11 protein-coding genes are annotated in these 10,600 nt (G+C 34.3%); 6 read left to right on the top strand and 5 right to left on the bottom strand.

Going from position 1 to position 10,600, the window contains the following annotated elements:
* Window positions 1-104: 104 nt before the first annotated feature.
* The 4 genes from FF52_RS08975 to FF52_RS08960 all read right to left on the bottom strand — a co-directional run bounded on the left by FF52_RS08975 (window position 105) and on the right by FF52_RS08960 (window position 3,571).
* Complete coding sequence (locus FF52_RS08975) at window positions 105-980, bottom strand: cation diffusion facilitator family transporter (RefSeq protein ID WP_008464771.1); 876 nt, start codon at window positions 978-980, stop codon at window positions 105-107.
* An 87-nt stretch (window positions 981-1,067) separates the two neighbouring features.
* The gene (murA, locus tag FF52_RS08970) at window positions 1,068-2,381 is read right to left on the bottom strand and encodes a UDP-N-acetylglucosamine 1-carboxyvinyltransferase (protein WP_008464769.1); all 1,314 of its coding nucleotides are present in this window, start codon (window positions 2,379-2,381) and stop codon (window positions 1,068-1,070) included.
* Between the two features lie 169 nt (window positions 2,382-2,550).
* Window positions 2,551-3,270, bottom strand: coding sequence for a DUF4290 domain-containing protein (locus FF52_RS08965; protein WP_008464767.1), 720 nt, complete (start codon window positions 3,268-3,270; stop codon window positions 2,551-2,553).
* A gap of 4 nt (window positions 3,271-3,274) precedes the next feature.
* The gene (locus tag FF52_RS08960; protein WP_008464765.1) at window positions 3,275-3,571 is read right to left on the bottom strand and encodes a DUF493 family protein; all 297 of its coding nucleotides are present in this window, start codon (window positions 3,569-3,571) and stop codon (window positions 3,275-3,277) included.
* Window positions 3,572-3,824: 253 nt separating this feature from the next.
* Between FF52_RS08960 and FF52_RS08955 the strand changes: the two genes are divergently transcribed.
* The 6 genes from FF52_RS08955 to FF52_RS08930 all read left to right on the top strand — a co-directional run bounded on the left by FF52_RS08955 (window position 3,825) and on the right by FF52_RS08930 (window position 9,766).
* Window positions 3,825-4,736 (top strand): alpha/beta hydrolase family protein, encoded by a 912-nt coding sequence (locus FF52_RS08955; RefSeq protein WP_035691181.1) that lies wholly within the window; start codon window positions 3,825-3,827, stop codon window positions 4,734-4,736.
* Between the two features lie 445 nt (window positions 4,737-5,181).
* Window positions 5,182-5,715 (top strand): AAA family ATPase, encoded by a 534-nt coding sequence (locus FF52_RS08950; RefSeq protein WP_008464763.1) that lies wholly within the window; start codon window positions 5,182-5,184, stop codon window positions 5,713-5,715.
* A 65-nt stretch (window positions 5,716-5,780) separates the two neighbouring features.
* Window positions 5,781-7,676 carry a RecQ family ATP-dependent DNA helicase gene (locus tag FF52_RS08945; protein ID WP_008464762.1) on the top strand — a complete coding sequence of 632 codons (1,896 nt, stop codon included), beginning with the start codon at window positions 5,781-5,783 and terminating at the stop codon, window positions 7,674-7,676.
* Window positions 7,676-8,623, top strand: a complete 948-nt coding sequence (gene fmt / locus FF52_RS08940; RefSeq protein ID WP_008464761.1) for a methionyl-tRNA formyltransferase — start codon at window positions 7,676-7,678, stop codon at window positions 8,621-8,623. Before FF52_RS08945 ends, fmt begins: the two co-directional genes overlap by 1 nt.
* A 181-nt stretch (window positions 8,624-8,804) precedes the next feature.
* Window positions 8,805-9,077, top strand: a complete 273-nt coding sequence (locus FF52_RS08935) for an HU family DNA-binding protein (protein ID WP_008464760.1) — start codon at window positions 8,805-8,807, stop codon at window positions 9,075-9,077.
* Window positions 9,078-9,205: 128 nt separating this feature from the next.
* Window positions 9,206-9,766, top strand: a complete 561-nt coding sequence (locus tag FF52_RS08930) for a YqgE/AlgH family protein (protein WP_008464759.1) — start codon at window positions 9,206-9,208, stop codon at window positions 9,764-9,766.
* On the opposite strand, the gene FF52_RS08925 is transcribed toward FF52_RS08930, so the two are convergent.
* Entirely contained in the window at window positions 9,763-10,599 is an 837-nt protein-coding gene (locus tag FF52_RS08925; protein WP_008464758.1) for an aminotransferase class IV, read from the bottom strand. The two genes, FF52_RS08930 and FF52_RS08925, sit on opposite strands and share 4 nt — an antisense overlap.
* Window position 10,600: the final 1 nt, after the last annotated feature.

The raw sequence follows: 10,600 nt of genomic DNA, 5'->3' as shown, positions 1-10,600 counted from the left end.
ATAATGGGGGTTTTAATTTTAGCCTACTTCTCAGTTTGAGCAAAGTCAAGGATACATAAAGTACTTCAGCTCTGTTTCTTTGTCACTTTGCAACTTTGAACCTCTCAATGATAATCATCTGGTTCAACATGAATCAATACATGTCCTAATTCGGGATTTTTTTCTCTGAGTGTATCTTTCAGTTTATGTGCCAAATCGTGCCCTTCTTTAACCGAAATTTTTGCCGAAACAATAGCATGAAGATCAACATGGTATTTCATTCCAGCTTTACGGATAAAACATTTTTCAGTCCCTAAAATACCGGGAACTGTAAGTGCTACAACACGGATTTCTTCAACCAAATCTTCATTTAGATTCTCATCCATAATTTCGCCAAGCGCCGGTCTGAATATTTTATAACTATTATAAAGAATAAAAAACGCTGCAAAAAGTGCTGCCCAGTCATCTGCAGATTCGTAGCCTTTTCCCATAATTAAAGCAATCGAAATTCCGATAAAAGCCGCTACAGAAGTTATGGCATCGCTTCTATGGTGCCAGGCGTCGGCTGCTAAAGATGTGCTATTGGTTTGTCGGCTTCGTTTCATAACCAAACGGAAAGAGTATTCCTTCCAAACAATAATGGCGCCTAAAATATACAAAGTCCAAGATTTAGGTAAATCGTGCGAAGTGCCAATATTAGCAATACTTTCGTAACCAATAACAGTTGCCGAAGTAATTAAAAAACCCACAACCAAAAACGTAATCAGAGGTTCTGCACGACCATGCCCGTAAGGATGATTTTCATCGGCAGGCTTATTTGAATATTTTATTCCAAAAAGAACCAAAAAAGACGCAAATATATCAGTCGTTGATTCAATAGCGTCTGCAATTAGGGCATAAGAATTGCCAAAAAAACCTGCTAAGCCTTTTATAAGGGCCAAGCAGGTGTTTCCTATTATACTAAAAATAGTAGCTTTAACAGCTTTTTGTTCGTTTGTCATTTAGACTATTTTTTTCGCCACGAATTCGCGAATTATTTTTTATAATCTTTGAAAATAAAAATTCGTGAATTCGTGGCTATAAACTTTTTAAGCTCTCACAATTTTTGCACCGATTGCTCTTAAACGCTCATCGATACGCTCATATCCACGGTCGATTTGCTCGATATTTTGGATTGTGCTTGTTCCTTTTGCAGAAAGCGCCGCGATTAATAATGAAATTCCCGCACGAATATCAGGAGAAGACATTGTGGTTGCTTTCAATTGAGATTCGAAATTGTGCCCCATAACCACAGCTCTGTGCGGATCACACAACATAATTTTTGCTCCCATATCGATCAATTTATCCACGAAGAATAAACGGCTTTCGAACATTTTTTGGTGAATTAAAACATCTCCTTTTGCTTGAGTTGCGACAACTAAAACAATACTTAACAAGTCAGGCGTAAATCCTGGCCATGGTGCATCGGCAATAGTCAAGATAGAACCGTCGATATCTGTTTTTACTTCGTACCCATTTGTGTGAGCAGGAATATAAATATCATCATTGCGTTTTTCAACTGTAATTCCAAGTTTTCTAAAAGTATTCGGAATCAACCCTAAGTTTTCCCAGCTAACATTCTTGATTGTGATTTCGCTTTTTGTCATAGCTGCAAGACCAATCCAAGAACCAATTTCAATCATATCAGGAAGAATTGTATGCTCGCATCCTCCAAGGCTTTCAACACCTTCAATAGTCAATAAGTTCGAACCAACTCCAGTGATTTTAGCTCCCATAGAGTTCAGCATTTTACACAATTGCTGTAAATAAGGCTCACAAGCAGCGTTGTAAACTGTAGTTGTTCCTTTTGCTAAAACAGCAGCCATTACAATGTTTGCAGTTCCAGTTACAGAAGCTTCATCAAGAAGCATATCTGTTCCTTTTAGACCTTCTTCAGGAGTTTCTACTCCGTAAAAATGATCTTCTCTATTGTATCTGAATTTTGCTCCAAGGTTAATAAAACCTTCAAAATGTGTATCTAATCTACGGCGACCAATTTTATCTCCTCCTGGTTTTGGAATATATCCTTTTCCGAAACGAGCCAAAAGCGGACCAACAATCATAATAGAACCACGAAGCGCTCCACCTTCTTTCTTGAAAGCTTCAGTTTCTAAGTATCCAACATTAACTTCATCAGCTTGAAAAGTAATTGAACCTGGTTCGTTACGTTGAATTTTCACCCCTAAATTCCCCAACAAAGTGATTAATTTATTGATGTCTATAATATCAGGAATGTTATTAATTTTTACTTTCTCTCCTGTTAGAAGCACGGCACATAAAATTTGTAATGCCTCATTCTTTGCTCCTTGCGGAGTGATTTCTCCTTTTAAAGGAGTTCCTCCTTCGATTTTAAAAATTCCCATAGATTTTTTTTAGGTTCTTTCAAAGTTTCTAAGATTCTAAGATTCTAAGTAAAAAAACTCATCAACTTAGTAGCTTAGCAGCTTTTTTTATTTTTGTTTTTGTTTGTTTTTTTAAAGTGTCAAAGTAAAAAACTTAGCAACTTAGAAGCTTGCCTCTTAGCACCTTTTTTTACTTCTGATTATTGTTTTTTTGAAAATTCTTTTTTTGACCGCCTTTGTTGTTTTTGTTATTCTGAATTTTTGGCTGTGTTCCAGAAGCTGTTTTATTAGACATGCGTTTGTTGGTACGCATTAAATCTGTCGTGTTTAACAGCTCTTCTGTACTGTGCAATAAATTGATTTTACCACCAGATAACTCATATAAATGCTCAAAAATCACATCGTCTTTTACGGTGTCTTTGTTCCAGCTCAAGAAAGATTTTTTCATATGATTGGCAATTACCATTACCAGCGCATTTTTCATCTCTCCTTCTTCCCATTTATTGGCAACTTCAATCATGTATTTGATATTATTGCCATAAAATCTGTATTTCGGAAAATTTTGTGGATATTGCAATATCTCTGGTTTTAGCTGCAAAACATCTCTTGACGGAATCGGATATGGAGATTCAACATTCAGTTTAAAATCAGACATGATAAAAAGCTGATCCCAAAGTTTGTGCTGAAAATCTGGCACATCACGTAAATGCGGATTCAGACTTCCCATAACCTGAATGATGTATTTTGCGGCTTTATTGCGCGTTTCATCATCTTCGATTGCAGTAGCCTGATCAATCAATTTTTGCAAATGACGTCCATATTCCGGAATAATTAAACGCTGTCTTTCAGAATTGTATTCCAAATTGTACACAACATCTCTTGCGGCTTCTCTTTTATATTTTTCGATCATAAGTTTATAATGAAACTATACCTTCTATTGTAGAAACTTCTTTGTATTTGCTGATCACTTCATCTGAGCTGTGCATTGTAACATCAACAGAAACACTAGTAAATTTACCTGTTTTTGATTTTGTTGTTTTAATAACTGCTCCCATTCTATCAAAAGCTTTTTCAACACGCTCAACATTATCTGCTACAGAAGGCACAATAAATTTGTACAAGTATTCTGCTGGCCAAGTATTTGCGTTATCTAGCTCGACTTTTAATCTTTCGTAAAATTCGGCTGTATTTTTTTCTTTATCGTTCTCCATTCGTAATTAAAAATAAACGCAAATATACGTTTTTGATTTCAGATTTATGATTTTAGATTTTAGATTTTTTGTCTCTAAAAATGAGGTTGTTTTTTTGCCACAAATTACACTAATTAACACAAATTATTAAATCCTAAAATTCAATTTCCCTAATTTTAATTAACTTGGCAAATCAAAAAATAATAATTAGCGAAAATTCGTGGCAGAAAAACTTTGCGACTTAGCGGCTTTTGTGAGATTAAAACCATTTCAAATGAAAAAAATCCTTTTACTTTTTATCGTTCTTACATTAAATTCGATTCAAGCCCAAGAAGTCAAAACTTTGACTTATTTCCAAAACGACACTTTAAAACTAGATTTAGATTTATATCTGCCAAAGAAAAAAGCTGGTGAGAAAATCCCTTTAATTATGTTTGCTTTTGGTGGAGGTTTTTCTGGTGGAGAGCGCACAAACGAGAAAAACTTCGGATTATTTATGGCACAAAACGGTTATGCGGTTGCAAGCATTTCGTACAGCCTATATATGAAAGGAAAAGATTTTGGCTGTAAAGGAACTTTAACAGAAAAAATAAAAGCGATACAAATTGGCGTAAGCGACATGTGGCAAGCAACAGCTTTCATGATTGAGAATGCTGACAAATACAATCTTGATACTTCAAAAATCTTTATTTCTGGAATTAGTGCGGGTGCCGAAATTGGTTTCCATGCTTCATTTTGGGATTATAAATTGATGAATTTATACAAAAGCAATTTGCCTGAAAACTTCAAATACAAAGGTTTCATAGGCGGTTCTGGAGCTATTCAAGACATTAATTTAATTACGAAAGAAAAAGCGATTCCGATGTTATTGGCACATGGAAGTAATGACGACACCGTTCCATACGCTGCGGGTTCACACCGTTCTTGTCCAACAAATGCATCGGGCTGGCTGATTCTTTTTGGTTCTTATGCAGTATATAACCAAATGAAAGATTTACATAAAGACATTGAACTAATTACTTTTTGTGGCGGTGGACATGAATTTTCGGGTTATCTTTTTCATGAAGGACAACAATATGTTTTGGATTTTGTGAATGATGCTTTGAATGGCAAAAAGTTCCAATCGCATTTGATTGTTCCTTCTAAAAATGGGAAAAGTTCAGGAAAGTATTCATTTTGTGAATAGTTTATTTGGTTAAAGCCGAGATTTAAAAAATCATTTAACCTCGTTGGTTAAAACCAACGGCAATTCAAATAAAAACTGCTCCAGCGGAGCAAAATATTTATAGCAAAATAAATTTTCCGCATATCAAAAGCTCCAGCGGAGCGACATATAAATTATCCAAATTGTGTCGCTCCGCTGGAGCTTTTGATTTATAATGTATAATCTTTCTATAAATATCGTCACGCTGGGACTTTCTTCTTTTAAAACAATCCCAAAAACAAAACCATCTCTCCTATTTAGCCCTGATGGCAGCGGAAATCCTTTTGCTTTTTTCTTTAAAAAGCAAAAGATTGGAGCGGACAGCAGGAACCCATGCTAGCTAAAAATGCCAAATCTTTCGCTTCAAGTAAAAATTCTTTTTAATTATGAATAAGTTTAGGTAAATTTGCCCTTTATTTTTAGAATAGTGCAAAAAGAAATTATAGTCCTGCTTGGCGGACCTGGTACTGGAAAATCAACACTTATTAACGAATTGGTAGCTCGTGGCTTTTGCTGCTATCCAGAAATCTCTAGACAGGTTACTATGAAAGCGCAACAAGAAGGCATTGAACAGTTGTTTTTAGAACAGCCGCTTCTGTTTAGCGAAATGTTATTGGAAGGTCGTATTGAACAATATAAAAACGCTCTTGAAGAACCTGATAATGTGGTTTTTATTGACCGCGGAATTCCAGATGTTGTAGCTTATATGGATTACATTGGCGATGAATATCCAGCAAGTTTCGTTAAGGCATGCGAAGACTATAAATATTCTAAAACTTTTATTTTACCGCCTTGGGAAGAAATTTACCAAAGTGATTCTGAGCGTTATGAAAATTTTGATCAGGCAGTAAAAATTCAAGAGCATCTTGTTGATACCTATAAAAAATATGGTTACGAACTGATTGAGGTTCCTAAAGATACAGTTGAAAACAGAATTCTTTATATCTTAGACAAAATTTAGCGGCATGGTTTAAAGTTGCAAAACTAGAAACTGTTTTCTAAATTTTTAACTTTAAAACAAACGCAATGCTCGGAGCGCAGGATATTCTTCTAAAATACTGGAAACACGACAGTTTTAGACCGTTGCAAAAAGAAATTATCGATTCTGTTCTTGAAGGACAGGATACTTTTGCGGTACTTCCGACAGGCGGAGGAAAATCGATTTGTTTTCAGGTCCCCGCGATGATGCAAGAAGGAATCTGTCTTGTTATTTCTCCTTTGATTGCTTTAATGAAAGACCAGGTGATGAATCTGCAGAAAAGAGATATTAAAGCAATTGCTCTTACTGGCGGAATTCATACCGAAGAATTAATTGATCTTTTGGATAATTGCCAATACGGAAACTATAAATTTCTCTATTTATCCCCAGAACGTCTACAATCAGATTGGATTCTAGAGCGCATCAAAAATCTACCTATCAATTTAATTGCTGTTGATGAAGCGCATTGTGTTTCGCAATGGGGCCACGATTTTAGGCCTGCCTATCTTAAAATTTCGGAACTGAAAAAATACTTTCCTAAAATTCCGTTTTTAGCCTTGACTGCTACGGCAACTCCGAGAGTTATTGAAGATATTAGAACCCAATTAGAATTAAAAAATCCGAATCACTTTCAGCAGTCGTTTGAGCGAAAAAATATCGCTTACATGGTTTTTGAAGTTGAAGACAAATTATACCGTACCGAACAGATTCTTAAAAAAAATCCGCAACCTTCTATTATATATGTTCGAAATCGCAAAGCTTGTTTGAACATGTCTTCGCAATTGCAGTCACTTGGTTTTACAGCAACGTATTATCATGGCGGACTTTCGGCAAAAGAAAAAGACAAAAACATGCAGTTGTGGATGTCGGAGCAGGCACAGGTTATCGTAGCCACAAATGCTTTCGGAATGGGAATCGACAAAGACAATGTAAAAACGGTTATTCATACACAGCTTCCAGAAAACTTAGAGAATTATTATCAGGAATCTGGACGCGCAGGTCGAAATGGCGCTAAAGCTTTTTCGATTTTACTTTATAACAATTCGGATTCTATCCAGACAGAACAGCAGTTTTTGAGCATTCTTCCAGACAAAAAGTTTCTCAAAACCATGTACAACAAACTCTGCAATTACTTTCAGATTGCTTATGGTGAAGGTTTAGATGAATCTTTTTCGTTTAAACTGAATCATTTTTGCAACAAATATGAATTCCCTACTCTTAAAACATACAATGCATTACAGTTTTTAAATCAGCAGGGAATTATTACAATGTCTCAGGAATTCTCAGAAAAAATCAGCATTCAGTTTTTGATTGAATCTAAAGAAGTGATTCGATACATGAGCCTAAACCCAAGTGATGAAGAGATCATTTTGGCAATTTTAAGAACTTATCCTGGAGTTTATGAAGTAAAATCTAATTTGAATCTGGGATTAATTGCTAAAAAATCAAATCGATCTGAGGAACAAGTTATTGCTCTTTTAGAAAAATTAAAAGAAAAGGAAATCATCGAATATAAATCTAAAAATAACGATGCTACTATTTTATTTAATGAAGTCCGAGAAGACGATCTTACTATAAATAGGGTTTCTAAATATTTAGAAAAACAAAACGAAGTTAAAAAAGAACAGCTTTTATCGGTTCTTCACTATATAAAAGACAACAAAACTTGCAAAAACAGATTGGTTTTGGATTATTTCGGCGAAGAAACAACTGAAAACTGTGGCATTTGTTCGTACTGCATTACACAAAAAGGGAAAATTACAGAAGCTGACTCGATTGCAGATAAGATTTTGTCTTTGCTTAGAACAGCTTCTCTGACTTCGAGAGAAATTGAAAACCAGATTAAAATGGATGCAAAAGATATTTTATCGGTTCTTCAGGAATTGCTCGAAAACAATCATATCACTATACAAGCGAATAATAAATACACTTTAAAATCATAATGGAGAAATTGAGAATTATATTTATGGGAACGCCAGAATTTGCTGTTGGCATTTTGGACACCATTATTAAAAATAACTATGAAGTTGTGGGCGTAATTACGGCTGCAGATAAACCAGCAGGGCGCGGACAAAAAATAAAATATTCGGCTGTAAAAGAATATGCGCTTGCTAACAACCTTACTTTACTACAGCCAACCAATTTAAAAGACGAAAACTTCTTAACAGAATTAAAAGCTTTAAATGCCAATTTACAAATCGTAGTTGCTTTTAGAATGCTTCCGAAAGTGGTTTGGGAAATGCCAAGTTTAGGGACTTTTAATCTTCATGCTTCTTTATTACCTAATTATCGCGGTGCGGCTCCAATTAACTGGGCCATTATCAACGGAGAAACTAAAACGGGAGTTACCACTTTCTTTATTGACGATAAAATTGATACTGGCGCTATGATATTAAATTCTGAAATTAATATTGAGCCAGAAGAAACTGCAGGACAATTACACGATCGTTTGATGCATTTAGGAAGCATAACTGTCATTGACACTTTGAAAGTGATTGAAAATGGAAATGTCGCAACAACCATTCAAGAAGATAACGACGATATCAAAACAGCTTATAAATTAAATAAAGAAAACTGTAAAATAGATTGGACAAAATCTGGAGCAGAAATCAATAATTTAATTCGCGGTTTAAGTCCGTATCCTGCTTCTTGGTGCTTCTTGAAAGACCAAAATGAAGAATTGAACATTAAAATTTATGAAGGTAAACTAATCTCAGAATCACACTCTTATGAGATTGGAAAGTTAATTAGCAGTAAAAAAGAAATCAAGATTGCAATAAAAGATGGGTTTATTCAGTTATTAAGTCTACAATTTCCAGGAAAAAAGAGAATGCTCACTTCAGAATTATTAAATGGAGTGAGTTTTTCAGATGCTGCAAAAGTGTATTAAGGTCAGTAAAACAGGGGTTTGTACCTGTTTTTTTATCGATAAACAACACTCTTTATGAACAAAAAAAGCAAGTTATCAACAATTTTTGCTAAAAATAAAGAAAACACTTGCACGCAACGGATTTCCTACTAAATTTGTGTATTAACAATTTTTTTTAACCAACAATTAATAACTAATTATTATGAACAAATCAGAATTAATCGATGCTATCGCTGCTGATGCAGGAATTACAAAAGCTGCGGCGAAATTAGCTTTAGAGTCTTTTTTAGGTAATGTAGGAACTACTTTGAAAAAAGGAGGAAGAGTTTCATTAGTAGGTTTTGGATCATGGTCAGTTTCTTCAAGAGCTGCTAGAGATGGTAGAAACCCTCAAACAGGAAAAACTATCAAAATCGCAGCTAAAAACGTTGTAAAATTCAAAGCAGGAGCTGAATTAGAAGGTGCAGTGAACTAAGTAAGAAAGTTCTCTAAACTTATAATATAATTAAAACCTTCCATCTGGAAGGTTTTTTTATGCGGTTTAACGATTTTTTTTGTGATTTTAATTTTTTTATGATTAAATTTAATAAAAATTGTAACCGTATGATTTCAGAAAAATTAAAAAAAGGACACTTGCTTATTGCCGAGCCTTCAATAATTGGAGATTTATCTTTTAACAGATCGGTAATTTTATTAGCAGACCATAACAAAGAAGGATCAATAGGTTTTATAATTAATAAGCCATTAAAATATACTATTAATGACTTAATACCCGAGATTGATGCTAACTTTAAGATATATAACGGAGGCCCTGTAGAACAAGACAACCTTTATTTTATTCACAATATTCCTGAGTTAATCCCAAATAGTGTTGAGATTTCAAATGGAATTTATTGGGGAGGAGATTTTGAGTCCACCAAAGACCTAATAAACAACGGATCGATAAGTAAAAACAATATTCGTTTTTTCTTAGGCTACACCGGCTGGGAAGAAAATCAGCTTGAAAATGAGATGCAAGGAAACTCTTGGATTATTGCTGATAATAATTATAAAAATAAAATTATCGGAAAATCTACTACTCATTTTTGGAAAGAGCAGATTATCGAGCTTGGCGGCGATTATCTTATTTGGTCTAATGCACCCGAAAATCCATATCTGAATTAATTTTCAGAAATGGATTCATTTAGTCGCTGCACTAATAAATGAGCCAGATTTGCTGTAAACTCCTTTTTTCGATATTTAGTTATCGGCTGTATCCCTGTGATTACATTAGTCAGAAATAATTCATCTGCTTTTTGAAGATCAAAAGGTGAAATTACTTCTTCTAAAACCTCTATGCCTTCTATTTTTTTAGCTAGAGCTAAAATCTGTTTACGCATAATACCGTTTAATGCACCTTCTGAAATTGGAGGTGTAATAAGCTTTTTACCCGTTACCATAAAAATATTTCCTTGAAGTGCCTCTACAACATTTTTGCTGTCATTCAGCAAAATGCAATTGGCAAGGTCATTTTCATTCGCGTAAATACTTCCCGTAATGTTAATCATTTTATTAGTCGTTTTAAGAGACGACAATAATTGTTTTGTCACGTAGAAGTCTTTATACAAATCTACTTCGTATTCGCTTGTATTTATAGTGTAAGCCTTATTCCCAAGAGAAATGGCGTTGATTAAGAATGAAATATCATTGCTTTTTGGAAGATATAAACCGCCATCATTTCTAAAAACAGTAATTCTGGCACGTGCCGAAGCTGCAATTCCTTGTTCGTTTACCAAATTAAGAATCTGTTCTTCAAAATATTCCATTGTAAAATCCATCGGAATCATCATTCTAACCACACGCATAGAAGCCATTAGCCTAAAATAATGATCCTCAAGAAACAAGATTTTTCCATTGACAATTTTTACCGTTTCAAATATTCCGTCACCATACAAAAAGGCACGGTTTAGAGTTAGTATATTATCTTCTTGCCCAATGTTTCCGTTAAAATTAATCATA

Source organism: Flavobacterium sp. F52 (assembly GCF_000278705.1).
Taxonomy (GTDB): domain Bacteria; phylum Bacteroidota; class Bacteroidia; order Flavobacteriales; family Flavobacteriaceae; genus Flavobacterium; species Flavobacterium anhuiense.
This window is presented reverse-complemented; position numbering and strand designations above follow the sequence as displayed.

What these genes read in the sequence shown, in the direction of transcription:
- FF52_RS08975 (WP_008464771.1), bottom strand. Translation starts at nt 980, where the DNA reads ATGACAAACGAACAAAAAGCTGTTAAAGCTACTATTTTTAGTATAATA.
- murA (WP_008464769.1), bottom strand. Translation starts at nt 2,381, where the DNA reads ATGGGAATTTTTAAAATCGAAGGAGGAACTCCTTTAAAAGGAGAAATC.
- FF52_RS08965 (WP_008464767.1), bottom strand. Translation starts at nt 3,270, where the DNA reads ATGATCGAAAAATATAAAAGAGAAGCCGCAAGAGATGTTGTGTACAAT.
- FF52_RS08960 (WP_008464765.1), bottom strand. Translation starts at nt 3,571, where the DNA reads ATGGAGAACGATAAAGAAAAAAATACAGCCGAATTTTACGAAAGATTA.
- FF52_RS08955 (WP_035691181.1), top strand. Translation starts at nt 3,825, where the DNA reads ATGAAAAAAATCCTTTTACTTTTTATCGTTCTTACATTAAATTCGATT.
- FF52_RS08945 (WP_008464762.1), top strand. Translation starts at nt 5,781, where the DNA reads ATGCTCGGAGCGCAGGATATTCTTCTAAAATACTGGAAACACGACAGT.
- fmt (WP_008464761.1), top strand. Translation starts at nt 7,676, where the DNA reads ATGGAGAAATTGAGAATTATATTTATGGGAACGCCAGAATTTGCTGTT.
- FF52_RS08935 (WP_008464760.1), top strand. Translation starts at nt 8,805, where the DNA reads ATGAACAAATCAGAATTAATCGATGCTATCGCTGCTGATGCAGGAATT.
- FF52_RS08930 (WP_008464759.1), top strand. Translation starts at nt 9,206, where the DNA reads ATGATTTCAGAAAAATTAAAAAAAGGACACTTGCTTATTGCCGAGCCT.
- FF52_RS08925 (WP_008464758.1), bottom strand. Translation starts at nt 10,599, where the DNA reads ATGATTAATTTTAACGGAAACATTGGGCAAGAAGATAATATACTAACT.